Below are 26,763 nucleotides of genomic sequence, written 5' to 3'. Positions count from 1 at the left end.
CCCGGGCGCGGCCTATTCCGGCTCGCGGTCGAGCATCACCGAGACCAGCACGTCCAGCATCGCCGACAGCCAGTGGTAGACGTCGACGTGCCCGGCCCTCGCCGGATCCTCCGACGACGGCCCGTCGGGCAGGTCGGCGGTGATGCCGAGCAGCGTGCCGAGCGCGAGCCGCAGGTCGTTGATGCAGGTCAGCCAGTCCTGAGCCTCGGACTCGGTGAGGGTGACGGTGCCGGCCCGCTCGGGCAGCGTGGCGAGCACGGTCTGCGCCGCATCGCGCTTGGCGTCGATCACCTCGGGTTCGTTGAGGGACCGGAGCGCGCCGTTGAGGTCGCGCGCGAGCTCGCCCGACGGTGCCTCGGTCGCGCCCGGGGCGTTCGCGTCGGGGCGGTAGAAGTCGGGCAACAGGCGCTGCAGCACGGTCTCCGGCGGCGGCTCGGCGTGGCCGGTGCGCAGGCCCGTGAGCTCGGCGAGGTCGTCGTGCGGGGCGGAGTCCTCCCGCTCGTCGAAGAGTTCGACCAGGGAGCCGACGAGGGACCGGACGAGGCCGACCTCCTCCGGATCCATCTTCGAGACGAAGCGGACATCGCCGCGCACGCCTCGTTTGACCTGCCAGTTACGCACTCAGTCGTCTCGCTGCATCGTCGCCCACAGGCCGGCCGCATGCAGCTTGCGGACATCGGCCTCCACCTTGTCGCGGTCGCCCGTGGAGACCACGGCCTTCCCCTCGGTGTGCACCTGCATCATCAGTTCCTTGGCTTTGGCCGTGCTGAAGCCGAACAGCTTCCGCAGCACGAAGGTCACGTACGACATGAGGTTCACCGGATCGTCCCAGACGACGGTGACCCAGGGCTTGTCGATCGCATCGTCGGTCTTGCGCTCGAGGACCGCGGACGTACCGGGCTGGGCAGCAGTGGAACCTCCGCCCGGACCCCCGGCACTTCCCGGGGCCGCTGCGCTGCTGTCGGTCATGGTTCTAGGGTACCCAGTGTGACGGTAGATGAAAACGGGGCCGACGCCTCCTGGCGCAGCTCCGCCCTGCTCACGGATCAGTACGAGCTGACCATGCTGGCCGCGGCGCTGAAGGACGGCACGGCGCACCGTCCGTGCGTCTTCGAGGTCTTCGCGCGACGCCTGCCCGCCGGCCGCCGGTACGGCGTGGTGGCGGGCACCTCGCGGGTGCTCGACGAGCTCCGCCGCTTCCGCTTCGGGCCCGCCGAACTCGCCGTCGTCGAGCGCTTCCTGGACCCCGAGACCGTGGCCTGGCTCAGGGACTACCGGTTCACGGGCGAGATCGACGGCTACCGCGAGGGCGAGCTGTACTTCCCGGGTTCCCCGCTGCTGACGGTGCGCGCGACCTTCGCCGAGGGCGTGATCCTGGAGACCCTGATCCTCTCGATCCTCAACCACGACAGCGCGATCGCCTCCGCCGCCGCGCGCATGGTCTCCGCCGCCGCGGGGCGCCCGCTCATCGAGATGGGGTCGCGGCGCACGCACGAGCGCGCCGCCGTCGCGTCGGCCCGCGCCGCCTACCTCGCCGGCTTCGCGACCACGTCGAACATGGAGGCCGCCCGGACGTACGGCGTCCCGTCGGGCGGCACCGCGGCGCACGCCTTCACCCTCCTGCACACCGGCCCGGACGGTCCCGACGAGGAGGCGGCCTTCGCGGCGCAGGTCGCGGCGCAGGGCCCCGGCACGACGTTGCTGGTGGACACCTACGACATCACCGAGGGCGTGAACCGCGCCGTCCGCGCCGCCGGCCCGGAGCTCGGCGGCGTGCGGATCGACTCGGGCGACCTCGGCATCATCACCCGCCAGGTCCGCACGCAGCTCGACGACCTGGGCGCGACGAGGACGAAGATCGTGGTCTCGGGCGACCTCGACGAGTACGCCATCGGCGCGCTGCGCGCGGAGCCGATCGACGTCTACGGCGTGGGCACCTCACTCGTCACCGGTTCGGGGGCGCCCACCGCCGGGATGGTCTACAAGCTCGTCGAGGTCGACGGGCTGCCGGTCGCGAAGCGCAGCTCGCACAAGGAGACCCAGGGCGGCGAGAAGCGCGCCGTGCGGCTCGCACGGAGCACCGGCACCATCGTCGAGGAGCTTCTGCACCGGCCCGGGGCGACCCCGACGGTGCCCGCGCACCTCACCGCGACGCCGTTGCAGATCCCGCTGGTGCGGGGCGGCGAGCAGGTCGAGGGCCTGCCGGGGCTCGAGGACGCGCGGGCGCACCTGCGCGACGCGCTGGTGACGCTGCCGTGGGAGGGTCTGGGCCTGTCGAACGGCGAGCCGGCGATCCCGACCCGGTTGGAGGAGAAGCGATGACCGCACTGATCGTCGTCGACGTGCAGAACGACTTCTGCGAGGGCGGATCGCTGGCGGTCACCGGCGGCGCCCAGGTGGCGCGCCGCATCCACGACGACCTGCTGGAGTCCTACCCCGTGATCGTCGCGACCCGCGACTGGCACATCGACCCCGGCGCGCATTTCTCGGCCACGCCCGACTTCGTCGACTCCTGGCCTGTGCACTGCCGGGCGCGCACCGGCGGCGCCGAGTTCCACCCGAACCTGCGGCTGCCGCTGCGGGTGCCGGTGTTCAGCAAGGGCGCCTACTCGGCGGCGTACTCGGGCTTCGAGGCGCACGACGCCGACGGCGCCGCGCTCGCGGAATGGCTCGCGGCGCACCACGTCTCGTCGGTCGACGTGGTGGGCATCGCCACCGACTACTGCGTGCGCGCCACGGCGCTCGACGCCCTCGCCGCGGGCCTGACGGTCCGCGTGCTCGCGGACTACACCGCCGGCGTCGCCGAGGAGTCGACGCGCGCCGCGCTGGCGGAGTTCGCCGCCGCCGGGGTCACGGTGGCCTGAGCCGCACGCTCAACCGGGTCGTCGCGCGATCAGCGCCGAGAGCTCGGCGAGCAGCTCGTCGGGGTGTTCCATCGGCAGCGAGTGCGTCCCGTCGGGCCAGACGCGGACCGTCGCGTTCGGGAGGGCGCGGGCCCGCTCCGCGGCGGCGGTGGTGTCCGTGACGGCGCTCCGGCCGCCGAGGCCGACGAAGACGGGCATGGTCAGCCGGGCGAGCGCGGCGTCGTCGGGCTGCGCGGGCGTCGGGAGCGCGGCGCGGTACCCCGCCGCCCCCGCGTCGATCATGGCGCCGATCGGGCTGTTCGCGGTATCGGCCTCGGCGGCGCCGCCGATGGACGCGAGCCCCTTGCGCCGCCACGACTCGGGCAGGAAGGGCAGCGCCGACGGCAGCGTCGCGACGTACATCTGCCACCGCAGCCCGGCGAGGACGAGGATCGGCTCCCACAGCGTCAGCGTCGCGACCCGGTCGGGGTGCCGCGTCGCGAGATTCGCCGCGCTCCACGCGCCGAAGGAGTGCCCGACGAGATGCACCCGCCCCAGCCCGAGCGCCGTCATCGCCTCCACCAGCCAGGCCGCCTGATCCTCGGCGCCGGCCAGCGGCCGGTCCTGCACACTCATCCCCGCGTCGCCGAGCGCATCGACGGCGTAGACCTCCCGATCCCCCAGGCGCGCCAGCACGTCCGCCCACATCGGCACGCCGGACGACCGGCCCGGCACCAGGAGGACCGGCGCCTCGCCCGGCCGGGGAGCGCCAAACCGGTAGGCCCGGACGACGCCGAATCCGGTCCGCACGTCGCGGGTCTCGGCCGGGGCCGGAAGGTCGCGGAAGGCGCGGTCGTACCGCTCCAGGTACGCGGCGCGCGCGGCGGCCGACCGCCAGTACCCGACGGGGCTCGGGTCGCGCACCAGGTACGCGCCGACACCGGCGAGCACCGCCGCCGCGGCGAGTCCGATCGCGGCGACGCGGCGCATCCGTCGTCCCATGGCACACCTCCTTCGCAATGCATTCGCATTGTATCAATGTTTCAATGCACCCGCATTGCTATTATCGACGGGTGCCGAAACAGGTGGATCACGAGGAACGTCGCGCGGAGATCGACCGCGTCGTGTGGGCGATCATCGCCGAGCAGGGCGTCGCCGCCGTGACGCTGCGCGCGATCGCGGCGCGCGGCGGCATCTCGATGGGCCGCGTCCAGCACTACTTCCCCACCCGCGACGCGATCGTCCGGCACGCGCTGACGTCCTACCTGGCGCTGGCGGAGCAGGCCCATCCCGTCCCGGAGGACCCCCACGAGGCCCTGCTGATGCTCCTCACGCACGCGATCCCGCGCGACGGGGCCCAGCGTCTCGGCGCGAAGGTCTGGTACGCGTACCTCGCCGAGGCCGTCACCGACCCCGGCCTCCGTGCGATCGTCGACGAGACGCTGCGCGGCTCCGAGGATCTCGCGACGGAGCTGCTCGACGGGGATCGCGCCCGCGCCCGCACCCTCCTCGCCGCCGCGGACGGGCTCGCCTACCGCGCGCTGGTCGGCGTCCTCACCGCCGACGAGGCCGAGGCCGAGGTGCGCGAGCTCGCCGGCGTCAGCCCCGGACCCGGTTGAGGTAGTTGTAGACCGTGAACCGGGTGACCCCGAGCGCCTCCGCGACCGCCTCGGCCGACTTGCGGTAGGTGAACGCCCCGCGTTCCTCCAGCAGGCGCACCGCACGCTGCTTCTCGGCGCGGCCGAGCTCGCTCAACGGCGCGCCCAGCTCGTCGGCGACACTCGCGAGCAGCGAATCCAGATCGCCCGCGGGCGCATCGGCGACGGGCAGGCGCACGCCCGCAACGGTCTCCCCGTCCCACTCCAGCGGCACGTCGCCGCGGCGCAGCGCGTCCGGCGTCACGATCTCCGCGTCCAGGCGGGCGACGAGCGCGCGAACCGCCTCGACCAGCGGATGGTCGAGGCCCGAACCCGGCGCCGACTCAGCCATCGGCGCGATCGATCTGCACCGTGACCCGGGTGGCGCCGCCGGCGAAGGCCCCGGCCAGCGCCGCGCGGAGGGCGTCGAGCACCGCCTCCGCCTCGCCGTCCACGGAGGTGCCCAGCGGCCCGAAGTCGTGGTCGAGCCCACGGGCGCGGAGCACCTCGACGGCGCGCTCGGCGTGCGAGGGCACCGCCCCCTCGCCCTCGAAGGGCTCGCTGGTGAATTCCGCGGTGAGACGCATGTCCGCATCGTAGCCCGGACGAATTTTCAACAAACTGTTGACGTGACTCAGATCACATGTCATTCTTCGATTAGTGGAAAACTTCTTCCGCAGACCGAAAGAAGGCAGGTCAGATGGACCTCGAAGACTTCAACTCGGCACCTGAGGCCGATATCCGGGCGACTCTACTCGCGTGCTGCGATGTGCGCTCGTGGAGCGATGCGGTGCTCGCCGGACGGCCGTACGCCGACGCCTCGGACGCCCTCCGCGCGGCCGGCACCGCGGCGCTGGCGTTCACCCCGGCCGACGTGAACCGCGCCCTCGCGGCGCATCCGCGGATCGGCGAGCGCGCCGCGGGCGCCTCCGCCGAGGCGGCCTGGTCCCGCAAGGAGCAGTCCGGCGTGGCGACGGACGCCGAGACGCAGGCGGCCCTCCTCGCCGGCAACGCCGCCTACGAGGAGCGCTTCGACCGCGTCTTCCTCATCAACGCCGCCGGCCTGGACGCGGCCACGGTCCTCGCCGAGCTGCACCGGCGGCTCGAGAACGCGCCGGACGCCGAGGCCGCCGAGGTGGCCCGCGAGCTCCGCGGCATCGCGCTGCGCCGCCTCGCCCGGGTACTGGAACTGGAAGACGAACTCGCAGAGAGGCAGTCATGAGCACCGTCACCACACACGTCCTCGACACCGCGCGCGGGGTCCCCGCCGCCGGGGTGCCGATCCGGATGGACCGGATCGGGCCGGACGGCACCGTCGAACCGGTGGGCAGCGGCGTCACCGACGACGACGGCCGGATCCGCGACCTCGGCCCCGACGACCTGGCCGCCGGTGTCTACCGCCTGACCTTCGACACTGCGAGCTATTCGACGGCCACCGGCCAGGAGAACTTCTTCCCCGAGGTCGCGATCACCGTCCGCCTGGTCGCGGTCGACGGCGCCGTTCCGCACCACCACGTCCCGCTCCTCCTCAGCCCGTTCCACTACTCCACCTACAAAGGAAGCTGACCACCATGGCAATCCACTTGGGCCCCAACCAGTACGGCAAGGCGGAGAACCGCGTGGTGCGGATCTACCGCGACACCGCCCGGCACACGATTCGCGACCTCAACGTGTCGTCGGCGCTCCGCGGCGACTTCACCGACGCGCACATCAGCGGCGATCAGGCCGCGGTGCTGCCCACCGACACCCAGAAGAACACCGCGTTCGCCTTCGCCAAGGAGAAGGGCATCGGCGCGATCGAGGACTACGCCCTCACGCTCGGCGGACACTTCATCGATTCGACCCCCAAGGCCGACGGCGCCCGCATCGAGGTGCACGAGTACCCCTGGGACCGCATCCAGGTCGACGGCGCCGGCCACGACCACGCCTTCGTCCGCTCCGGCGGCGGCGTGCGGTCGACCGTCGTCAACGTCGACGGCCGCGGTGCCGACCGCCGCGCCCACGTCGTCTCCGGCATCCACGACTTGACGCTGCTCAAGTCCACGGGCTCGGAGTTCCACGGCTTCCTCAAGGACAAGTACACGACGCTGCAGGAGACCGACGACCGGATCCTCGCGACGTCGCTCGTGGCCAAGTGGCGCTACGACCACACGGACGTGGACTGGGACAAGTCGTACGACTCGATCCGCGCGATCCTGCTCCAGCGCTTCGCCGAGATCCACAGCAAGGCGCTGCAGCAGACCCTGTACGGCATGGGCCAATCGGTGCTCGAGCAGCACCCCGAGGTCGCGGAGATCAAGTTCTCGGCCCCGAACAAGCATCACTTCCTGGTGGACCTCTCCCCCTTCGGCACCGAGAACCCCGGCGAGGTGTTCATCGCGGCGGACCGCCCGTACGGCCTGATCGAGGCGAGCGTGGTGCGCGACGACGCGTCCGACGCCGGCTCGGCGTGGCACGGCGTCCCCGGATTCTGCTAGGCGGGGCGCGGCCATGACCACAGCCACCGAGGTACGCCCCGAGGACGAACGCCTCCCCCTGGGCAAGACCTTCGTCTACGGCCTCCAGCACATCCTCACCATGTACGGCGGCGTCATCGCGCCCCCGCTCATCGTGGGCGGCGCCGCGGGCCTCTCCGCCACGGACATGAGCCTGCTCGTCACCGCGGGCCTGTTCGTCAGCGGCCTCGCCACGATCCTGCAGACGATCGGCATCGGCCCGCTCGGCGCGCGCCTGCCCATCGTGCAGGGCCTCTCGTTCGCCAGCGTCTCGACGATGACCGCCATCGCGCAGGACGGCGGCGTGCGGCCGATCTTCGGCGCGATCATCGTGGCCGGCCTGATCGGCCTCGTGCTGAGTTCGGTGTTCGCGAAGCTGGTGCGGTACTTCCCGCCGGTGGTGACGGGCACGATCATCACGGTGATCGGCCTCTCGCTCCTCCCCGTGACCTTCAACTGGGCGCAGGGCGGCAACGCCAAGGCCGCCGACTACGGCTCGATGGCCAACATCGGGCTGGCCGGCGCGACGGTGCTGATCATCCTGGTGATCAGCCGACTGTTCCAGGGTGCGATCTCCCGGCTGTCGATCCTCATCGGCATCGTCGTCGGCACCGTCATCGCGGCCTTCATGGGCAAGCTCGACTTCTCGAAGGTCGGCGACGGACCGATCTTCTCGCTGCCGCCGATCATGCACTTCGGCAGCCCGACGTTCCAGATCGGCGCCATCATCTCGATGACGATCGTGATCCTGGTGATCATGACGGAGACCACGGCCGACATCCTCGCCATCGGCGAGATCGTCGGAACCCCCGTCGACTCGAAGCGCGTCGCGAACGGCCTGCGGGCCGACATGCTCTCGACCGCGGTGGCCCCCGCGTTCAGCGCCTTCCCGTGCAGCGCCTTCGCGCAGAACGTGGGCCTGGTGGCGCTCACCGGGATCAAGAGTCGGTACGTGGTGGCGATGGGCGGCGGCATCCTCGCGTTCCTCGGCCTGCTGCCCGTCGTGGGCCGGGTGATCGCGGCGATCCCCTACCCCGTGCTCGGCGGCGCCGGCCTGGTGCTGTTCGGCTCCGTGGCGGCCAGCGGCATCAAGACGCTCTCCCGCGTGAACTTCGACGGCAATCTCAACATGGTGATCGTCGCCGTCTCGCTCGGCATGGGCATGATCCCCGTGGCCGCACCGGACTTCTGGCACGCCTTCCCGACCGCGGTCGGCACCGTGATGCACTCCGGGATCAGCGCCGCCGCGGTGGTGGCGGTCGTCCTGAACTTCCTGTTCAACGAGATCACGGCGGGCAACCGACCGGACGTCTCGGTGTTCGCCGCCGCACCCGACGAACGCGGCAATCCGGTCCCGAAGGACGACTGACGACCGACGGGCACCGTCCTCGCGCGCTCCCCGTCCCTCACCGCACGCCGAATCCCCCACCCGACAGTCGCTCCCCCACGGCGAGCCGCTCGTTCGGTGGGGGACCGGCCGTCCCCCGCGCGGCGCCGAATCCCCCAGCAGAAGCCGGCCGGTCCCCCACTGAACGCCGCGTCCCCTGGCAGAAGCCGGCCGGCCCGACACCACCCGGCGGGGTTGACGTGACCGTCATCACATGCCACAATTCCATTGTGCGGAAATGATCTTTCCGACAGGTGAAAGCTCGCAGGTCGTATCGGACCTCGCCAGACCCTGCACCGCCCGTACCTCCGCCCCGACGAAGGAGCCCCCATGAACGCCGACACCCCCGCCAAGTACACGGTCAACTGCTCGATCCTGCTGGCCGACACCCCGATCTTCGAGCGCCCCCGCGTGGTCCGCGACGCGGGCTTCGAGGCGGTCGAGTTCTGGTGGCCCTTCGCCACCGCGGTGCCGAGCGATCGCCAGGCCGACGCCTTCGCCACGGCGATCGAGGACGCGGGCGTGCAGCTCACGGGCCTCAACTTCTTCGCCGGCGACATGCCCGGCGGCGAGCGCGGCATCCTCTCCGACCCGGCCCGCATCTCCGAGTTCCGCGACAACATCGACGTCGTCGTCGGCATCGGCGAGCGCCTCGGCACCCCCGCCTTCAACGCGCTGTACGGCAACCGGATCGACGGTGTCGACCCGGCCGAGCAGGACGCCGTCGCCGCCGAGAACCTCGCCGCCGCCGGCCGCGCGGCAGCACGGATCGACGCCGTCGTCCTGATCGAGCCGGTCAGCGGCGCCCCGCGCTACCCGCTGCTCACCGCCGCCGACGCGGTGACCGTCATCGACCGGGTCCGGGACCAGTCCGGCGTCGACTCCCTGCGCCTGCTCGCCGACCTCTACCACCTGCACGTCAACGGCGACGACGTCGCCGCGGCGATCGACGCCCACGCGGACCGGATCGGCCACGTCCAGATCGCCGACGACCCCGGCCGCGGCGAGCCCGGCACCGGCGCGCTCGACCTCGACGGCCACCTGACCCACCTCGAGCGCGTGGGCTACCGCGGCCCGATCGGGCTGGAGTACAAGCAGACCCAGGACGACCCGTTCGCCTGGCTCCCCCGCGATCGGCGCGGCGCCCGCGTCGCCGCCTCCTGAGCCGGCCATCAGACCCGACCGACCACCCCGACAAGGAATCTCATGACGAACATCGCCTTCATCGGACTCGGCATCATGGGCAGCCCCATGGCCGTGCACCTCGCGAACGCCGGCCACACGGTCGCCGGCTTCAACCGCACCCCCGAGCGGGCCAAGCCCCTCGTCGACGCGGGCGGCCGGGCCGCCGCCTCGATCGCCGACGCGGTCGCCGACGCCGAGGTCATCGCCGTGATGGTGCCGGACTCCCCCGACGTGCAGGCCGTCCTCGCCGGCGAGGGCGGCGTCTTCGACCACGCCCCCGCGGGTGCGCTGATCATCGACTTCTCCAGCATCCGGCCCGACGTCACAACCGACCTCGCGCGGCAGGCCGCCGAGCGGGGCTTCCGTCTCGTCGACGCCCCCGTCTCGGGCGGCGAGGCCGGCGCGATAGGCGCCGCGCTGTCGATCATGGTGGGCGGCACCCCCGAGGACTTCGCGGCAGCGAAGCCGGTGCTGGACGTGGTCGGCAAGACCATCGTGCACGTGGGCCCCAACGGCTCCGGGCAGACCGTCAAGGCCGCCAACCAGCTCATCGTCGCCGGCAACATCCAGCTCCTGGCCGAGGCGATCGTCTTCCTCGAGGCCTACGGCGTGGACACCGCCGCCGCCGTCCAGGTTCTCGGCGGCGGGCTCGCGGGCTCGGCCGTCCTCAACCAGAAGGCGCAGAAGATGCTGGACCGCGAGTTCGAGCCCGGCTTCCGGATCGAGCTGCACCACAAGGACCTCGGCATCGTCACCGCCGCCGCCCGCGAGGCCGGCGTCGTCGCACCGCTCGGCGGCCTCGTCGCCCAGCTCATGGCCTCCGCCCGCGCCAACGGCGACGGCGCGCTCGACCACTCCGCGCTGCTGCGCGGCGTCGAGCGCCTGTCGGGCCGCACCTCCTAACCCGAAGACATTGGAGAACTGACATGGCTCGTATGCGTGCCGCCGAGGCAGCGGTCAAGATCATGGAACTCGAGGGCGCCACCCAGGCGTTCGGCGTGCCCGGCGCCGCCATCAACCCCTTCTACGCCGCGATGCGCGCGCACGGCGGGATCGGCCACGTGCTGGCCCGGCACGTCGAGGGCGCCTCGCACATGGCGGAGGGCTACACCCGCGCCGCGGCCGGCAACATCGGCGTCTGCATCGGCACGTCCGGCCCCGCCGGCACCGACATGGTGACCGGGTTGTACTCGGCCATGGCCGATTCCATCCCGATCCTCGCCATCACCGGCCAGGCGCCCGTCGCGCGCCTGCACAAGGAGGACTTCCAGGCGGTCGACATCGCGTCCATCGCGAAACCCGTCACCAAGATGGCCGTCACCGTGCTGGAGCCGGCGCAGGTGCCCGGCGTCTTCGCGCAGGCCTTCCACCTCATGCGTTCGGGTCGGCCCGGTCCCGTCCTCATCGATCTGCCCATCGACGTGCAGCTCGCCGAGATCGAGTTCGACCCGGACACCTACACCCCGCTGCCCGTGCACAAGCCCGCCGCGACCCGCGCGCAGGCCGAGAAGGCGCTGGACATGCTGGCCGCCGCGGAGCGCCCGCTCATCGTGGCGGGCGGCGGCATCATCAACGCCGACGCCTCCGCGCAGCTGGTCGAGCTGGCCGAGCTGCTGGACGTGCCGGTGATCCCGACCCTCATGGGCTGGGGCACGATCCCCGACGACCACCGCCTCGCCGCGGGCATGGTGGGCCTGCAGACCGCGCACCGCTACGGCAACGCGACGATGCTGGCCTCGGACTTCGTGCTGGGCATCGGCAACCGGTGGGCGAACCGCCACACCGGCGGACTGGACACCTACCGCGCGGGCCGGACGTTCGTCCACGTGGACATCGACCCCACCCAGATCGGCCGGGTCTTCCCGCCGGACTACAGCATCGTCTCCGACGCCGGGGCCGCGCTGGCGCAGTTGGTGGAGGTCGCGCGCGAGCGGCGCGCCGCCGGCGCCCTCGCCGACCGCTCGGCGTGGGTCGAGTCCTGCGCCGATCGCAAGCGGACCATGCAGCGCCGCACGCACTTCGACGACGTGCCGATCAAGCCGCAGCGCGTCTACGAGGAGATGAACAAGGCGTTCGGCCGCGACACCCGGTACGTGAGCACGATCGGGCTCTCGCAGATCGCGGGCGGGCAGTTCCTGCACGTCTTCCAGCCGCGGCACTGGATCAACTGCGGGCAGGCCGGCCCGCTCGGCTGGACGATCCCCGCGGCGCTCGGCGTGGTCAAGGCCGTGCCCGGAACCGATGTGGTGGCACTGTCGGGCGACTACGATTTCCAGTTCATGATCGAGGAACTGGCGGTCGCGGCGCAGTTCAACCTGCCCTACGTCCATGTGGTGGTGAACAACTCCTACCTGGGCCTGATCCGGCAGGCGCAGCGCGCCTTCGACATGGACTTCCAGGTCCAGCTGGGATTCGACAACATCAACGCCGATGTCGACGACGCCCACAGCACGAACGGCACGGACCCGATGCCCCTGGCCCCCAAGGGCTACGGCGTCGACCACGTCAAGGTCGCCGAGGGCCTGGGTTGCAAGGCGGTGCGCGTGACCGATCCTGCGGAGATCGCCGCGACGCTCACCCGGGCGCAGGAGATGGCCCGGGAGCACAAGGTGCCCGTGGTCGTCGAGATCTTCCTGGAGCGGGTCACCAACATCGCGATGGGCACCGAGCTCGACAACGTCGCCGAGTTCGAGGATCTCGCGACCGTCGGCACCGACGCGCCCACCGCCCTCCTGCTGCTCGACTAGGAGGGCGACGTGACGACGGTGCTGCTCTCGCCCGACAAGTTCAAGGGCTCGCTGTCCGCGGCGGGCGTCGCCGACGCGCTCGCCCGCGGCATAGCCGACGTCGCGCCGGACTGGGTGTGCGTGCGCGCCCCCATCGCGGACGGCGGGGACGGCACCGTCGACGCCGCCGTGGCCGCCGGGTGGGAACGCGTGGCGGTGGAGACGACCGGCCCGACCGGAGTCCCGCACATCACGTCGTACGCCCGCGGCGGCCCGACGGCCGTGGTCGAACTCGCCTCGGCCGTCGGCCTGGAACTCCTGCCCGGCGGTGAGCCGGACGCGCTCGGCGCCACCACGTTCGGGCTCGGCACGGTGATCCGGCACGCGCTCGTACACGGTGCGCAGGACATCGTGCTGGGCCTGGGCGGCAGCGCCTCGACGGACGGCGGCGCCGGCATGCTGCAGGCCCTCGGCGTGACGGTCACCGACCGCGCGGGCGAGCACGTCCGACCGGGCGGCACCGCACTGCTGCAGGCCGCGCGCGTCGACCTCTCGGGCCTCCTTCCCGAGGCCCGCGCCGCGCGCTTCACGCTCGCCTGCGACGTCGACAACCCACTGCTCGGTCCCGACGGCGCCGCCGCCGTCTACGGCCCGCAGAAGGGCGCCTCCCCCTCGCAGGTCACCCTGCTCGACGGTGCCCTGCGCACCTGGGCCGACGTGCTCGCGGAGGCGACGGGCACAGACCTGCGGGACGTTCCCGGCGCCGGCGCGGCCGGCGGCACGGGCTTCGGCGCGATGGCGGTGCTCGGCGCGGTGGCGCGGCCCGGCGTCGACATCGTGCTCGAGCTGGCCGATTTCGGCGGCAAGGTCGCGGCGGCGGACCTCGTGATCACGGGCGAGGGATCGCTCGATGAGCAGTCGTTGCACGGGAAGGCGCCGGTGGGCGTCGCGTCCGCCGCCCGCGCGGCCGGGGTGCCCGTCATCGCCGTAGCGGGGCGCAGTGTGCTCACCGCCGAGCAGATCCACGCCGCCGGCTTCCGGCGCGCACTGGCGCTGTCCGAGATCGAGCCCGACCCCGCCCGCTCCATGGCGAACGCGGCCGAGCTGTTGCGGCGGATCGGCCGGTCCATCGCCGGGGGCGCGGCCGGCCGGCTGGGCTGACCCGCGTCCGCGCCCCGTGCGGTCAGCTCGGGCTGTTGCGGCGCAACCAGGTCGCGATCTGCCGCTCGCCGCGGACCGTCGCCCAGCGCCGGGCGGCGGGCGACAGCCGGGCCGCCACCTGCGCCGGCAGGTGGTTCGCCCACGCGACGGGAACGGCCCAGGGCAGCGCCGCGGGCAGCCCCAGGTCGCGCAGCCCCTGCGGGCCCGCGAAGACGCCCTCCAGGCTGCCGAGATACCGCTGGTAGAAGCCCCGTCGCAGCCCCTGCGCGACCGGGTACCGGTGCCGGCCCCAGTTGCCGTAGAGCGCCCGCCCGAGCACGGCGGAATCCGCGTCGGGGCCGGGGGTGTACTGGCCGATCTGCACCATGCGGCGCCGCCCCTCCCCCTCGGTCGCCGGCAGGACGTGCTCGTCGATGCCGAGCAGCCAGCCGACGTACCGCCACAGCGCCATCACGTCGCGCCCCTCGGCCGCGGACACCGGCATGCCCAGCGCGCGGAGCCCGACCAGGAACGTCGTGGAGAACAGCCCGAGCGTGCCGAGCTGGTCGGACTGGTTGATCGGAACGCCCCACTCCGCGCGGTCCCAGTCCTCGCGCCGCAGCAGGGTCGTGTTGGCGAGACCGTGGATCACACGGACCTTCACGGCCGATCGCCAGGCGAGTCCGTGCGGGCGGACGTCACCACCGATGATCTCCGACCACCACTGCGTCGTCTCGTGGATCCGGGCGTCCACCCCGTCGACGAGGCGGCCGGTCGCGACGAGCTGGCGCGTGGTCGCGGAGGTCGTGTAGCCGGTCATGAGCGACGCCGTCGCGAGGACGTCGAGCCCCAGGGACCCGGACCTCCGGCATACCGCGGCACCGCGCTCGCAGGCCGCGACGTCCACCCAGGAGGGGGTCGCATCGCCACCGACCGCGGCGAGCAGCTCCCGCAGCAGTGGGTTCTCCGCAGTGCCGGATTCGAGGGCCGCATCCAGGTCGCGCATCGAAAAGGCGCGGTCGTCGATCATCGCGCGGCCGAGCCGGTTGCCGAGCTCGTCGCCGCGGTTCACCGCCTCGGCCGCCCAGGAGATCTCCGCGGGCGTGAACGGACGGCGGTCCTTCTGCAGGATCCGGAGGACGCGCACGCTCCCCGCGGCCCACTCGGGGTCGCGGTCGAAGCGTGCCGGGGTGTCGACGGTGCGCGGGGCTGCAAGGGTCATGGCCCGAGCGTAACCCAATCTGGCTACGGCGTGTAGCCACAATTGCGCCACGGCTCCCGCGCCCCGGCGCCCTACCCCTCCCGCAGCCGCCCGAGCACGCCGCGCAGGTCGCGGTTGCTGAGGATGCCGGCGACCATGATCTCCTCGACCAGCAGCGGCGACGCGTCGATGCGCCCGGCGCGGGCGGCGATCGCCAGGTGCATCCCGCCGACCGCGATGAGCCGCGCCGACAGCTGCGCGTCCACGGGGTCGGGCGGATCGTCGAGCAGCTCCGCCGCCTGGGCCGCCATGGCCGCGGCGAGCAGGTCGGTCAGCGCCTCCCTCCGGTCCCGCAGGCCGGGATGCACGTCGGCGCTCATGAGCAGCGCGGACCGGCGCGGATCGTCGTCCATCGCTGCAAGGGAGCCGTGCACACCCGCGCGCACCTTGCGCTCCACGGCGTCGGCGTCGTCCGCCGGCACGGCCGCGATGGACGCCGCCACCCGGTCCATGACCGCCGCCGCCATCGCGTCGAAGGCCTCGGTCAGCACCTGATCGGGAGAATCGAAGGCCTCGCGGAAGTACCGGGCGTGCAGGCCGGATTCCGCGCACAGGGAGCGGGCGCTCACGGCACCGACGCCGTCGCGGGCGACGACGGTGAGCGCGGCGTCGAGGAACCGCGCCCGGCGCTCGTCTCTCCGGGCGGCGGCGCTCGCGCCGCTGTAGCGGCGCCCCTCGGTCTGGGTCATCGGGCCAGCGTATCGCCCGTCGCGGCGGGGACTCAGGAGGTGGCGGCGAGGATCTCGCGCGGGTCGAAGGTGACGTTGACCTCGCTGATCAGGCCGTTCTCGACGCGGGTCCAGTTCGCGACCGCGGTCGCCGGCGCTCCGCCCATGCCCAGGTCGAACCAGGTGATGACGTCGCGGTCGTCGGCGAGGCGCGTGCGGACGACGAGCGAGTCGGTGGCCTGCGCCATGCCCGCGAGCCCGCGGAGGAAGTCGTCGGGGCCGTGCGCCGTGCCGAAGACGCCGGTGAAGGTGCAATCGGGGGCGAGGAACGGGCGCAGGGGCGCGAAGTCCTTCGCCTCCCAGCACCGGAAGTAGGTCTCAGCGATGCGGCGGGGCGTGGTGTTCTCGGTCATGACTCCACCCTGCTGCCGCGGATGGCAGAAGTCCAACAGCTGCATCCGATGGGTTCTATCATCAGCAGTGATGGAACTGCACCAGCTCCGCTACCTCGTCGCCGTGGCCGACCGCGGCTCCTTCACCGCGGCCGCCGAGGCGCTGCACGTCGCGCAGTCGGGCGTCTCCGCGCAGGTCGCCAAGCTCGAGCGCGAACTCGGCCACCGCCTGTTCGAGCGCGGCGCGCGCACCGTCGCCCTCACGCCCGAGGGCACGGAACTGCTCCCGCACGCCCGGGCCGCGCTCGCCGCCGTGGACGCCGTGCGCACCGTCGCCGACGAGCTCACGGGCGTCGTCCGCGGCCACGTCCGGCTCGGCACCGTCATCGGGTGCACGATCCCGGGCTACCTCGCGGGCTTCGCCGCCTTCCGGGCCGAGCATCCGGCGGTCACCGTCGACGTCGTCGAGGGCGATTCCGAGGACCTCGTCTCGGATCTCGTGGCCGGCGCCCTGGACGTCGCCCTGGTCGCGCACGCCCGCGCCCTGCCCGCAGCACTGGTCGCCCACCGACTGATCCGCGAACCGCTCACCGCCGTGGTCCCCGACGGCCACGCCTGGGCCGGGCGCTCGGCGGTCACGTGCGCCGACCTCGCCGGCACGACGGTGCTGTGCCTGCCGCGCGGCACGGGCGTGCGCGCCGCGCTCGAGATCACCTGCGCGGCCGAGCGGACCGTCGTCGAGCCCGCGGTGCAGGCGCACTCCCCCGAGGCACTGCTCGCGCTGGCCGGCCACGGGGCGGGCGTCGCGGTGCTCACCGCGTCGATGGCGGCCGCACGGCCGGGCGTGACGACGGTGCCGCTCGCCCGGTCCGCGCGCACCGAGCTCTCCCTCGCCACGCGGGCGGCACCGTCGGCGGCGGCGGGCGCGATGGCCCGTACCCTGCGCGCGCGCCTGGCCGCGGATCAGGCGGCAGCGGGACGCCAGCGCGCGAGCGCGGCGCCGAGCGCCACGACGGTGAGGGCCGCGACGCCGAGGCCCAGCGCGGGGTAGGTCCACGCCGAGACCACCATCCCCGAGGCGAGACCCCCGCCGGCGCCGGCGACGGCGATGAGCACGTCGACCTTGCCCTGGACCCGGGCGCGGTCGGCCAGATCGGTGCCGTCGACGACGAGGGCGGTGCCCGCGACCAGCCCGATGTTCCAGCCGACGCCGAGCAGCACCAGCGCGACGATGTTGACCGCGAGCGACTCCCCCGGCACGAGGGCGGAGACCAGTCCCGCGGCGGCGAGAACGACGCCCGAGGCCACCACCATCGGGACGCGCCCGATCCGGTCGACCAGCAGGCCGGTGATCGGCGAGGGCAGGTACATGCCCGCGATGTGGAGGCCGATCACCATCCCGACGGCCCCGAGACCGTGGGAGTTCGCGGCCATGTGGACGGGCGTCATCGTCATCACCGCGACCATCGCGATCTGCGTGACCACCATGACCGCGGCGCCGAGGAAGGCCGCGGGGCGCACGCCGCCTCGCGCGGCCCCGGCGGCCGCCTCCGGCACGTGGCCGAGCTCGCGGGCCAGCAGGAGCGGGTCCGGGCGGAGCAGGACGAGCAGCACGGCGCCGGCGGCGGCGAAGGCGACGCCCGCGAGCAGGAACGGGCCGGCCAGCGCGGGCAGCCCGAGCCCGCGCGCGAGCGAACCGAGGGGTGTCACGAGGTTCGGTCCGGCCACGGCGCCCAGCGTCGTCGACACCAACGCGAGACTCACCGCGGTCGCCCGCCGCGTGGGCTCCGCGAGATCGGTGCCCGCGTACCGCGCCTGGAGGTTCGTCGCGGTCCCGGCTCCGTACAGCAGGAACGAAGCGAACAGCAGCGGGACGCTCCCGATGCCCGCGGCCAGGACCACACCGGCCGCACCGACGGCGCCGGTGGCGAAGCCCGCCGCGAGGCCGAGGCGGCGTCCGGAGCGCTGGCTGATCCGTCCCACGAGGTAGGCCGCGCCCGCGGAGCCGAAGGTGAACACGGCGACGGGCAGCCCGGACAGCGCCTCGGAGCCGAGCATCTCCTGCGCGAGCAGGGCGCCGACGGTGACGCCCGCCGCGAGGCCGGCACCGCCGAGCACCTGGGCGAACATGACGACGGCGAGGGTGCGCCGCTGCACCTGCTGCACCCGTGTCCGCGACGATCCGGCCCCGGCCTCGATGTCCACGCTCATGACCCCGTCCTTCCAACTTGTATCCCAGTTGTATCCCACTGTGCCGGGTACTGTCCAGAGGTCCCGCGACATCTCTCAGCGAAGGAGCGTCATGCCCACAGCCGACGGCGCCCCCACCGCGGCCGAGCGCGCGCACGCCCACATCCGCGACGCCATCGTGGGCGGCGGCCTCGAACCGGGCGCGATGCTCAGCGAGAACGCGCTGGCCGGCGAGCTCGCGATGAGCCGCACCCCGGTGCGCGCGGCGTTGGCACGCCTGCAGGAGGAGGGCTGGGTGCGCATCTACGCCCAGCGCGGGGCGCAGGTGCAGGGGCTGACCCCGCGGGAGATCCGGGAATCCGCGCAACTACGCCTGGCGCTGGAATCCGCGGGCGTCTTCCACTCGAGCGAGGCGGCGCGCGAGGACCTCGCCGAACGCATGCGCCCGAACCTCGAGGAACAGGAGCGGGCGCTCCGCGCCGGCGACTTCCCCGCGTTCGCCGAGGCCGCGATGGCCTTCCACAACGCCTTCGTCGATCTCGCGGACAACGAGCTGATGTCGGCGACCTACGCCCGCCTGCGGGACCGGCAGCGGTTCTCCCTGACCCATCACGCGGGCCGGATCATCGGGGACGCCGACCAGACGATCGCCGACCACCGCGCGGTCCTCGCCGCCGCGGTCGCGGGCGACACCATCGAGTTCACGCGACTCCTCGACGCCCACCAGCGCGACAGTTACGGCACCGGCGGACCGCACCTGTAGCAGCGGCCCGGATCAACCATCGGCATTCCGCCTGCAATGCCGCAAAACAGCGGCATGACCACGGTCACGATCCGCAACGTACCCGAGGAGACCCGGAACATCCTCGCGGCCCGCGCTGCGCGGAAGGGTCAATCGCTCCAGGAGTTCATGCTGGGCGAGATCTCGCGCTGGGCCGAACAACCGACCATCGAACAGCTCATGAACGAGGTCGGATCCGCTACCCGCGCGCACGGCACGACGTTCACCACCGACGAGATCCTCGACGACCTACACGCCGATCGCCGCTGATGCAGGCCGTCGACACATCGGTCGTGTTCGCGGCGTTCCGCGACGGCTGAGAACCGGCTGGTCACCGTGGATCGGCGCCTGGCGAGCGCGCCGGGGCCGCGGTGCACCGTCGTGACCCCCGACTCCCGGTAAGCTCCTCGGGTGACCGAACCGCCGATCGTGCCGAAACTGCTGGACACCGCGGTCACCGCGCTCGGCGGCAGCAAGCGCGACGGCCAGGTCCGGATGGCCGCGGCCGTCGCCCACTCGCTCGACACCGGCGAGCACCTCGCGGTCCAGGCCGGCACCGGCACCGGCAAGTCGCTCGCGTACCTCGTGCCCGCGATCCGGCACGCGGTGACCTCCGGCAAGACCGTGGTCGTGAGCACGGCGACGATCGCCCTGCAGAGCCAGCTCGTCGACCGCGATCTCCCGCGCCTCGCGAAGGCCCTCAAGCCGGACCTGGGCCGCGAGCCCGAGTTCGCCATTCTCAAGGGCCGCGGGAACTACCTGTGCCTCAACAAGTTGCACAGCTCGGTGGCGTCCGAGCCGGACAGCGAGGAACTCTTCGACCCGTTCGCCGCCTCCCGGCTCGGCCGCGAGATGAAGCGGCTGCGCGAGTGGAGCAGTGACACCGAGACCGGCGACCGGGACGAGGTGACCCCGGCGGTCTCCGATCAGTCCTGGCGGCTGGTCAGCGTCGGCGCGCGCGAGTGCCTCGGCGCCACCAACTGCACCTACGGGCAGGACTGCTTCGCCGAGGCCGCGCGCAAGCGCACCGGGCAGGTGGACGTGGTCGTGACCAACCACGCGCTGCTCGCCATCGACGCCATGACCGAGGTCAAGGTGCTGCCCGACCACGACGCCGTCATCGTCGACGAAGCGCACGAGCTGGTGGACCGGGTCACCTCCGTCGCCACCGCCGAGCTGACGGGCTCGACGGTGGCGGCAGCGGCCCGCCGCGCGGGCAAGCTCGTCGAGGAGGAGATCGCCGACTCCCTCGTCGCGGCCTCGGAGGGCCTGACGCGCCTGCTCGACGATTCCGGCACGCGCCGCTGGCTCGGGCTTCCCGACGGTGCCGGCCCCGCCCTCGCCGCCGTCCGCGACGCGGCCTGGGCCACCCGCACCGCCGTCGGCCCCGCGCGCGGGGCCAACCTCGACTCCGACGCCGCTGCGGCCCGCAGCGCGGCGCTCACCGCGCTGGACGACGTGCACGACACCGCCGTGCGCGTGCTCACGGCCTTCGACGAGCCCGATGAATCCAAGCGCCGCGACGTGGTCTGGACCTCCGACGTCCCCCAGCGCGGCGGCGGCTTCCGCCGGACGCTGTACGTCGCGCCGCTGTCCGTGGGCGGCCTGCTGCGCACCCGCCTGTTCGGGGAGTCGACGGTGGTCCTCACCTCCGCGACGCTGGCCGTCGGTGGCGCCTTCGACACCGTCGCCGGCTCCTGGGGCCTGCCCCGCGCGGGCGGCGGCGCACCGTCGGACGTGCCGGACCGCGACCCCGCTCTCGCGACCGGGAAGAAGCCGGACGCGAACCTGGAGTGGAGCCACATCGACGTCGGCTCGCCCTTCGACTACGCCAGGTCCGGGATCCTCTACGTCGCGACGAAGCTGCCGCCGCCCGGACGCGACGGGACCGCGCCCGCGATCCTCGACGAGATCGAGACGCTGCTCACCGCCGCGGGCGGCCGCACCCTGGGCCTGTTCAGCTCCACGCGCGCCGCGAAGGCGGCGGCCGAGGCGCTGCGTGAGCGGGTGGACACCCCCATCCTGTGCCAGGGCGAGGGCAACACCGGCCAGCTGGTGCGGGATTTCGCCGCCGACCCCGCGACCTCGCTGTTCGGGACGCTGAGCCTGTGGCAGGGCGTCGACGTGCCGGGGCCGTCGCTCTCCCTCGTGCTCATCGACCGGATCCCCTTCCCCCGCCCCGACGATCCACTGCTGACCGCCCGGCAGCGCGCCGTCGAATCGCGCGGCGGCAACGGCTTCATGGCCGTCGCGGCCACCCACGCGGCCCTGCTGCTGGCCCAGGGCGTGGGCCGGCTGCTGCGCTCGACCGAGGACAAGGGCGTGGTCGCGGTGCTGGACTCCCGGCTCGCGACGGCGCGCTACGGAGGCTTCCTCCGGGCGTCGCTCCCGCCGTTCTGGGAGACCGCGAACCGGGACACCGCGGTGGCGGCGCTCCAGCGTCTCGCCGAGTCCTGACGCGATTTCCGGACCCGTCCGGGCACAACCGGAAAGGCCCGAAGACGAGGCCCGCCGGGGCCCGCACGAGCCGGGAGTACTCGCCCGTAAACCGGTCGCTTCGACTACCGTTGACCCGGTGACAGGGCGCATCGGCATCGACGACATCGAACCCGTGGTGTCGGGCGGGCAATACCCGGGCAAGGCGGTCGTCGGCGAGGTCGTGCCGGTGTCCGCGACCGTCTGGCGCGAGGGGCACGACGCCGTCGCGGCGTCGGTCGTCGTGACAGGGCCGGACGGTACGTCGACCTACATCCGCATGTCCCCCGCGGCGGAGCCGGACCGCTTCCACGCCGTCTTCCGCCCGGATCTCACGGGCTACTGGTCGCTGCGGATCGAGGGCTGGTCGGATCCCGCCACCACCTGGCGCAGCGCCGTGCAGAAGAAGCTCGCGGCCGGCCAGGGCCCCGCGGAGCTCGCGAACGACCTGGAGCTGGGCGCGCGCCTCCTCGAGCGCGCCGCCGCCGGCGTACCCGACGGCGACCGGGGCCCGGTCCTCGCCGCGGCCGCCGCACTCCGCGACGACGAGCGCAGCCTCGTCGAGCGGACCGGCGCCGCACTGCATCCCGACATCACCCGGCTCCTCCAGCAGTATCCGGTGCGGGAGCTGATCACGAAGTCCCGCACCTACCGGATCTGGGTGGACCGCACCCGCGCCCTGTTCGGATCCTGGTACGAGCTCTTCCCGCGTTCCACCGGCGGCTGGGACGCCGAGGGCAGGCCCGTGCACGGCACCTTCCACACCGCCGCCGAGGAGCTGCCCCGCATCGCGGAGATGGGCTTCGACATCGTCTACCTCCCGCCGGTCCACCCGATCGGGAAGGTGAACCGCAAGGGCCGCAACAACACCCTCACCCCCGAGGAGCACGACGTCGGTGTCCCCTGGGCCATCGGCTCCGACGAGGGCGGGCACGACGCGATCCATCCGGCACTCGGCACGCTCGACGACTTCGACCACTTCGTGCAGCGCACCCGCGACCTCGGCATGGAGGTCGCGCTCGACCTGGCGTTCCAGGCCGCGCCGGATCACCCGTGGGCGAGGGAGCACCCGGAGTGGTTCACCGTGCTGCCCGACGGCACCATCGCCTACGCGGAGAACCCGCCGAAGAAGTACCAGGACATCTACCCGATCAACTTCGACGAGGACCGGGTGGGCATCTACCGGGAGCTGTTGCGGGTCACCCTGTTCTGGGTGCAGCGCGGCATCGAGATCTTCCGGGTGGACAACCCGCACACCAAGCCGCCGGACTTCTGGTACTGGCTCATCGCCGAGGTCAAGAAGGTGAACCCGAACGTCCTCTTCCTGGCCGAGGCGTTCACCCGGCCGGCACGCATGTACGGGCTCGCCAAGGCCGGCTTCACGCAGAGCTACACGTACTTCACCTGGCGCACGGCCAAGTGGGAGCTCGAGGAGTTCGCGCGGGAGCACGCCGCGCAGGCCGACGTGTGTCGGCCCAACCTCTGGGTGAACACACCGGACATCCTGCACGAGAGCCTGCAGCACGGAGACCCGGGCATGTTCGCGATCCGGGCCGCGCTGGCGGGCACCCTCTCCCCCAGCTGGGGCATGTACTCGGGATACGAGCTCTACGAGCACGTCCCGGTCCGCGAGGGCAGCGAGGAGTACCTGGACTCGGAGAAGTACGAGCTTCGCCCGCGCGACTACAAGTCGGCGCAGAGCCGGGGCGAGTCGTTGGAGCCGTGGATCACCCGGCTCAACGAGATCCGCCGCCGCCACCCCGCGCTGCAGCAGCTGCGCAACCTGCACTTCCACGCCGTCGACAACGACGCCCTGATCGCCTACAGCAAGCACGACGCGACCACGGGCGACCTGGTGCTGGTGGTGGTGAACCTCAACCCGTTCGGGGCGGAGGCGGGCAACTGCTGGCTGGACCTGCCCGCGCTGGGCCGGGACTGGCACGAGCGCTTCCCCGTGCGCGACGAGGTCTCCGGCGAGGTGTACCACTGGGGGCAGGCGAACTTCGTGCGGCTGGAGCCCTGGCGCAACGTGGCCCACATCCTCGTACTCCCGCAACTCGACCCGCAGCAGCGACGGGAACTGTCCTACCGGGAGCCCTAGCGGCGCACCGGACCCGCATCTGCTGAGGAAGGCCCACGTAATGACCGAGAACCCCGCCGCGGCAGCGGCCGTCGACCCCGACACCGCCGCCCGCCTGCTCTCCGGCGCCTACCACGATCCGCACGCGATCCTGGGCGCGCACGCCACCCCGCGCGGCACCGTCCTGCGCACGCTGAAGCCCGGCGCCACCGCCGTCGCGGCCGTGATCGGCGGCGAGAGCTACCCGCTCGCGCAGCTGCAGGGCGCGCTGTGGGGCGCGGAGGTTCCGATCACCGAGCTCGCCGACTACCGGTACGAGGTGCTCTACCCCGCAGGTAGCACCGTCGTGGCCGACGGGTACCGCTTCCTGCCGACCATCGGCGAGCTGGACCAGCACCTGATCTCGGAGGGCCGGCACGAGCGGCTGTGGGACGTGCTCGGGGCGCACCTGCGCAGCTACACCACCCCGGACGGCGAGGTCACGGGCACCTCCTTCGCGGTGTGGGCCCCGAACGCGCGCGGCGTCACCGTGATCGGCGACTTCGAGTACTGGTCCGGCGAGTCCTACCCCATGCGCACGCTGGGCTCCTCCGGCGTCTGGGAAGTCTTCGTCCCCGGCGTCGGCGACGGCGCGGCCTACAAGTTCCGGATCTTCACCGAGGGCGGCGGCACCGTCGAGAAGGCCGACCCGATGGCGCGGCGCACCGAGGTGCCCCCGGCCACCGCGTCGATCGTCACGCACAGCACCCACGAATGGCGCGACGGGGCCTGGATCGCCGAGCGTGCCAAGCAGATCCCCACCGACCGTCCGATGAGCACCTACGAGGTGCACCTGGGCTCGTGGCGGCAGGGCCTGAGCTACCTCGATCTGGCGCACGAGCTGGCCGACTACGTCACCGAGACGGGCTTCACGCACATCGAGCTGTTGCCGGTGGCGGAACACCCGTTCGGCGGTTCCTGGGGCTACCAGGTGACCTCGTACTTCGCGCCCACCTCGCGGTTCGGCACCCCGGACGAGTTCCGCGAGTTCGTCGACGTCATGCACGCCCGCGGCATCGGCGTGATCATGGACTGGGTGCCCGCGCACTTCCCCAAGGACGCCTGGGCGCTGGCCCGGTTCGACGGCAAGCCCCTCTACGAGCACGGCGATCCGCAGCGCGGCGAGCAGCTGGACTGGGGGACCTACGTCTTCGACTTCGGCCGCCGCGAGGTGCGGAACTTCCTGGTGGCCAACGCCCTGTACTGGTTCGACGAGTTCCACGTCGACGGCCTCCGCGTGGACGCGGTGGCGTCGATGCTCTACCTCGACTACTCGCGCCCCGAGGGCGGCTGGACCCCGAACGTCTACGGCGGCCGCGAGAACCTCGAGGCGGTGGAGTTCCTGCAGGAGATGAACGCCACCGTGCACAAGACCTTCCCCGGCGTCGTCACCGTGGCCGAGGAGTCGACGAGCTGGCCGGGCGTGACCCGCCCGACGAACCTCGGCGGCCTCGGCTTCACGATGAAGTGGAACATGGGCTGGATGCACGACACTCTGGGTTACCTGGGGCGCGATCAGGTGCACCGCAACTTCCACCACCACGAGGTCACGTTCTCGCTCATGTACGCGTGGAGCGAGAACTTCGTGCTCCCGATCAGCCACGACGAGGTGGTGCACGGCAAGGGAACCCTGTGGACCCGGATGCCGGGCGACGCGCACACCAAGGCGTCGGGCGTGCGTGCGCTGCTGGCGTACATGTGGGGCCATCCCGGCAAGCAGCTCCTGTTCATGGGGCAGGAGTTCGGGCAGGTCCGGGAGTGGTCCGAGGAGCGTTCCCTCGACTGGGACAGCCTCGACGGCTGGGAGGGCGAGCTGCACGTCGGGATCCAGTCGCTGACGCGCGATCTCAACGCCGCGTACCGCTCGCACCCCGCGCTGTGGAGCCAGGACACCACCCCGTCGGGCTACGAATGGGTGGACGCCAACGACTCGCAGAACAACGTGCTCAGCTTCCTGCGCTGGGGCAGTGACGGTTCCGTGGTGCTGTGCCTGTACAACTTCTCCGGGCAGACGCACGAGCGCTACCGCGTGGGCGTGCCCTTCGCGGGCTCCTGGCGCGAGATCCTCAACACGGATTCCACGGACTACGAGGGCACCGGCGCGGGGAACATGGGCGGCGTCATCGCGGAGGCGCGGTCCTGGCACGGCCGGGAGGCCTCGGCGGAGGTCGTGCTCGGGCCCAACTCCGCCCTGTGGCTCACCTTCGACGGGCAGTGATGCGCGAGCTCGCGCCCGGCGTGTGGTTCGGCACCGGGACGCACGTCAACTTCCTCGCACTGGTCGACGGTGCCGACGTCACCCTCATCGATGCGGGCTGGGCCGGGGACGTCGACCGCGTCGAGGCGCAGCTGGCGTCGATCGGCCGCCGGCCTCAGGACGTACGCGCGATCCTGGTGACCCACGCGCACATCGACCACGTGGGCGGGATCGCGAAGCTGCACGAGCGGTACGGCACGCCGGTCCTCGCCCACCCCGACGAGCTGGCGCACGCGCGCGGGGAGACCCACGAGCAGGTCGCGCCCGTGGAGATGCTCCCGATCGCGTGGCGGCCCCGCACGTGGAAGTGGATGGCCGACGTCGCCCGGGTCGGCGTGCTCGGGCACGTGGCGATGCCGTACGCCGAGCCCTTCGCGGTGCCGGCGGAGGGCGGGCCGCTGGACATTCCCGGCGCGCCCGTGCCGGTGGCCTGCCCGGGTCACACGTCGGGGCACACCGCGTTCCTGCTGCCCGGCGGCGTCGTCGCGACGGGCGACGCACTGGTCACCGGTCACCCGCTCGCGGGCACGACGGGGCCGCAGCTGTTGCCGGGCTTCTTCAGCCACGACGTGCCCCGCACCCTCGCGACGCTGGACGCGATCGCCGGGCTGGACGCGGACCAGTTGGCCCCCGGCCACGGCGAGCCGTGGCGCGGGGACCCGGCCGAGGCCGTCGCGCGGGCCCGGGCTACTTACAGGTGACCACGATCTCGAAATCCTTCGAGACCATGCCCGCCATCGGATTCGACACGCTGGCACCGGTCGCCGTACCGCTGATGGTGTAGCGGTCGCCGTCGACCTTCACGGTGGCCTTGCCGACGCCCGGGCCGACCGCGAGGGCGGTACCGTCCACGGTGATGCCCACGGTCTCGACGGTGGGCGGGTCACCGGCCTTGAGCGTCGCGCCGACGCCGCCGGACGCGCCGCCCGCGCCGATGGCGAACCGGTCGCCCTGCCTGGTGCAGCCCACGTTGCTCAGGTCGACGCCCGTGAGGTCCTTGCCCTCCACCGTGACGACGGTCTTCGCGCCGGTGTTCGCCGACGCGGTGTCGGCGGGAGCGTCCGAGCCCTTGTCGGATCCTCCGCCGCAGGCGGAGAGTCCGATCGAGGCGAAGACCACCGCCGAGGCGATGACGAGGGAGCGATTCATAGCGGGCCTCCTTAGGCACGGAACCGAATTCGGGCGTTGCACCCGAGTGGAGGAAAGC

Annotated in this window: 28 protein-coding genes; 18 read left to right on the top strand and 10 right to left on the bottom strand. The window is 72.5% G+C overall.

Features of this window, described 5'->3' with window-relative positions:
- Positions 1–12: 12 nt before the first annotated feature.
- Both BLW32_RS08390 and clpS read right to left on the bottom strand, forming a co-directional pair.
- Positions 13–621: a DUF2017 domain-containing protein gene (locus BLW32_RS08390; RefSeq protein ID WP_068526353.1), complete on the bottom strand. Its 609-nt coding sequence runs from the start codon at positions 619–621 to the stop codon at positions 13–15.
- A complete protein-coding gene (gene clpS / locus BLW32_RS08385; RefSeq protein WP_068742651.1) occupies positions 622–969 on the bottom strand; it encodes an ATP-dependent Clp protease adapter ClpS in 348 nt (115 codons plus the stop codon). It lies immediately after the preceding gene.
- Between the two features lie 18 nt (positions 970–987).
- Here clpS and BLW32_RS08380 point away from each other — a divergent pair, with 18 nt between their 5' ends.
- Positions 988–2,322, top strand: a complete 1,335-nt coding sequence (locus tag BLW32_RS08380) for a nicotinate phosphoribosyltransferase (protein ID WP_074850450.1) — start codon at positions 988–990, stop codon at positions 2,320–2,322.
- Positions 2,319–2,864: an isochorismatase family protein gene (locus BLW32_RS08375; protein WP_068742652.1), complete on the top strand. Its 546-nt coding sequence runs from the start codon at positions 2,319–2,321 to the stop codon at positions 2,862–2,864. The genes BLW32_RS08380 and BLW32_RS08375 overlap by 4 nt, the downstream gene beginning before the upstream one ends.
- A gap of 9 nt (positions 2,865–2,873) precedes the next feature.
- Here BLW32_RS08375 and BLW32_RS08370 read toward each other — a convergent pair whose 3' ends face one another.
- Positions 2,874–3,845 (bottom strand): alpha/beta fold hydrolase, encoded by a 972-nt coding sequence (locus tag BLW32_RS08370; protein ID WP_074850448.1) that lies wholly within the window; start codon positions 3,843–3,845, stop codon positions 2,874–2,876.
- Between the two features lie 71 nt (positions 3,846–3,916).
- Here BLW32_RS08370 and BLW32_RS08365 point away from each other — a divergent pair, with 71 nt between their 5' ends.
- Positions 3,917–4,462: a TetR/AcrR family transcriptional regulator gene (locus BLW32_RS08365; protein ID WP_074850446.1), complete on the top strand. Its 546-nt coding sequence runs from the start codon at positions 3,917–3,919 to the stop codon at positions 4,460–4,462.
- Here BLW32_RS08365 and BLW32_RS08360 read toward each other — a convergent pair.
- A complete protein-coding gene (locus tag BLW32_RS08360; RefSeq protein ID WP_068742655.1) occupies positions 4,443–4,832 on the bottom strand; it encodes a helix-turn-helix domain-containing protein in 390 nt (129 codons plus the stop codon). The genes BLW32_RS08365 and BLW32_RS08360 overlap by 20 nt on opposite strands.
- Positions 4,825–5,067: a thiamine-binding protein gene (locus tag BLW32_RS08355; RefSeq protein WP_068742656.1), complete on the bottom strand. Its 243-nt coding sequence runs from the start codon at positions 5,065–5,067 to the stop codon at positions 4,825–4,827. The genes BLW32_RS08360 and BLW32_RS08355 overlap by 8 nt, the downstream gene beginning before the upstream one ends.
- Before the next feature lie 113 nt (positions 5,068–5,180).
- Between BLW32_RS08355 and uraD the strand changes: the two genes are divergently transcribed.
- From uraD to BLW32_RS08315, 8 genes are all read left to right on the top strand, one after another.
- Entirely contained in the window at positions 5,181–5,702 is a 522-nt protein-coding gene (gene uraD / locus BLW32_RS08350) for a 2-oxo-4-hydroxy-4-carboxy-5-ureidoimidazoline decarboxylase (protein ID WP_068742657.1), read from the top strand.
- Positions 5,699–6,046 (top strand): hydroxyisourate hydrolase, encoded by a 348-nt coding sequence (gene uraH / locus BLW32_RS08345; RefSeq protein ID WP_068742658.1) that lies wholly within the window; start codon positions 5,699–5,701, stop codon positions 6,044–6,046. The genes uraD and uraH overlap by 4 nt, the downstream gene beginning before the upstream one ends.
- A gap of 5 nt (positions 6,047–6,051) precedes the next feature.
- Positions 6,052–6,957, top strand: coding sequence for a factor-independent urate hydroxylase (gene pucL, locus BLW32_RS08340; protein ID WP_068526345.1), 906 nt, complete (start codon positions 6,052–6,054; stop codon positions 6,955–6,957).
- 13 nt (positions 6,958–6,970) lie between these two features.
- Positions 6,971–8,344, top strand: coding sequence for a nucleobase:cation symporter-2 family protein (locus BLW32_RS08335; RefSeq protein WP_068742659.1), 1,374 nt, complete (start codon positions 6,971–6,973; stop codon positions 8,342–8,344).
- A 348-nt stretch (positions 8,345–8,692) separates the two neighbouring features.
- Complete coding sequence (locus tag BLW32_RS08330; RefSeq protein WP_068742660.1) at positions 8,693–9,526, top strand: hydroxypyruvate isomerase family protein; 834 nt, start codon at positions 8,693–8,695, stop codon at positions 9,524–9,526.
- Positions 9,527–9,568: 42 nt separating this feature from the next.
- Positions 9,569–10,450 carry a 2-hydroxy-3-oxopropionate reductase gene (locus tag BLW32_RS08325; protein ID WP_068742661.1) on the top strand — a complete coding sequence of 294 codons (882 nt, stop codon included), beginning with the start codon at positions 9,569–9,571 and terminating at the stop codon, positions 10,448–10,450.
- A gap of 23 nt (positions 10,451–10,473) precedes the next feature.
- Positions 10,474–12,294, top strand: a complete 1,821-nt coding sequence (gene gcl, locus BLW32_RS08320) for a glyoxylate carboligase (RefSeq protein WP_068526341.1) — start codon at positions 10,474–10,476, stop codon at positions 12,292–12,294.
- A gap of 9 nt (positions 12,295–12,303) precedes the next feature.
- Positions 12,304–13,434 carry a glycerate kinase gene (locus BLW32_RS08315; RefSeq protein ID WP_068742662.1) on the top strand — a complete coding sequence of 377 codons (1,131 nt, stop codon included), beginning with the start codon at positions 12,304–12,306 and terminating at the stop codon, positions 13,432–13,434.
- Between the two features lie 22 nt (positions 13,435–13,456).
- Here the strand turns inward: BLW32_RS08315 and BLW32_RS08310 are convergent, their stop codons facing one another.
- The 3 genes from BLW32_RS08310 to BLW32_RS08300 form a co-directional block, all read right to left on the bottom strand.
- Entirely contained in the window at positions 13,457–14,635 is a 1,179-nt protein-coding gene (locus BLW32_RS08310; RefSeq protein WP_068526339.1) for an oxygenase MpaB family protein, read from the bottom strand.
- Positions 14,636–14,706: 71 nt separating this feature from the next.
- Positions 14,707–15,363: a TetR/AcrR family transcriptional regulator gene (locus BLW32_RS08305; RefSeq protein ID WP_068742663.1), complete on the bottom strand. Its 657-nt coding sequence runs from the start codon at positions 15,361–15,363 to the stop codon at positions 14,707–14,709.
- Positions 15,364–15,395: 32 nt separating this feature from the next.
- Positions 15,396–15,755: a nuclear transport factor 2 family protein gene (locus tag BLW32_RS08300; protein ID WP_068526489.1), complete on the bottom strand. Its 360-nt coding sequence runs from the start codon at positions 15,753–15,755 to the stop codon at positions 15,396–15,398.
- 70 nt (positions 15,756–15,825) lie between these two features.
- Here BLW32_RS08300 and BLW32_RS08295 point away from each other — a divergent pair, with 70 nt between their 5' ends.
- Positions 15,826–16,785 (top strand): LysR family transcriptional regulator, encoded by a 960-nt coding sequence (locus tag BLW32_RS08295; RefSeq protein ID WP_082791534.1) that lies wholly within the window; start codon positions 15,826–15,828, stop codon positions 16,783–16,785.
- On the opposite strand, the gene BLW32_RS08290 is transcribed toward BLW32_RS08295, so the two are convergent.
- Entirely contained in the window at positions 16,698–17,945 is a 1,248-nt protein-coding gene (locus BLW32_RS08290) for an MFS transporter (protein ID WP_068742664.1), read from the bottom strand. The two genes, BLW32_RS08295 and BLW32_RS08290, sit on opposite strands and share 88 nt — an antisense overlap.
- A 91-nt stretch (positions 17,946–18,036) precedes the next feature.
- On the opposite strand from BLW32_RS08290, the gene BLW32_RS08285 reads away from it, so the two are divergent.
- The 6 genes from BLW32_RS08285 (at position 18,037) to BLW32_RS08260 (ending at position 26,257) form a co-directional block, all read left to right on the top strand.
- Positions 18,037–18,687, top strand: a complete 651-nt coding sequence (locus tag BLW32_RS08285) for a GntR family transcriptional regulator (RefSeq protein ID WP_068742665.1) — start codon at positions 18,037–18,039, stop codon at positions 18,685–18,687.
- A 54-nt stretch (positions 18,688–18,741) separates the two neighbouring features.
- Positions 18,742–18,975 (top strand): FitA-like ribbon-helix-helix domain-containing protein, encoded by a 234-nt coding sequence (locus BLW32_RS08280; RefSeq protein WP_068742699.1) that lies wholly within the window; start codon positions 18,742–18,744, stop codon positions 18,973–18,975.
- A gap of 141 nt (positions 18,976–19,116) precedes the next feature.
- The gene (locus tag BLW32_RS08275) at positions 19,117–21,162 is read left to right on the top strand and encodes an ATP-dependent DNA helicase (RefSeq protein ID WP_068742666.1); all 2,046 of its coding nucleotides are present in this window, start codon (positions 19,117–19,119) and stop codon (positions 21,160–21,162) included.
- Positions 21,163–21,280: 118 nt separating this feature from the next.
- Positions 21,281–23,281, top strand: coding sequence for an alpha-1,4-glucan--maltose-1-phosphate maltosyltransferase (locus BLW32_RS08270; protein ID WP_068742667.1), 2,001 nt, complete (start codon positions 21,281–21,283; stop codon positions 23,279–23,281).
- A 40-nt stretch (positions 23,282–23,321) separates the two neighbouring features.
- On the top strand, positions 23,322–25,517 hold the full coding sequence (gene glgB / locus BLW32_RS08265; RefSeq protein ID WP_068742668.1) for a 1,4-alpha-glucan branching protein GlgB: 2,196 nt from the start codon (positions 23,322–23,324) through the stop codon (positions 25,515–25,517).
- Positions 25,517–26,257 (top strand): MBL fold metallo-hydrolase, encoded by a 741-nt coding sequence (locus tag BLW32_RS08260; protein WP_068742669.1) that lies wholly within the window; start codon positions 25,517–25,519, stop codon positions 26,255–26,257. The genes glgB and BLW32_RS08260 overlap by 1 nt, the downstream gene beginning before the upstream one ends.
- Here BLW32_RS08260 and BLW32_RS08255 read toward each other — a convergent pair.
- The gene (locus BLW32_RS08255) at positions 26,244–26,705 is read right to left on the bottom strand and encodes a lipoprotein LpqH (protein ID WP_068742670.1); all 462 of its coding nucleotides are present in this window, start codon (positions 26,703–26,705) and stop codon (positions 26,244–26,246) included. The two genes, BLW32_RS08260 and BLW32_RS08255, sit on opposite strands and share 14 nt — an antisense overlap.
- Between the last annotated feature and the right edge of the window lie 58 nt (positions 26,706–26,763).

Source organism: Tsukamurella tyrosinosolvens, from assembly GCF_900104775.1.
Taxonomy (GTDB): domain Bacteria; phylum Actinomycetota; class Actinomycetes; order Mycobacteriales; family Mycobacteriaceae; genus Tsukamurella; species Tsukamurella tyrosinosolvens.
This window is presented reverse-complemented; position numbering and strand designations above follow the sequence as displayed.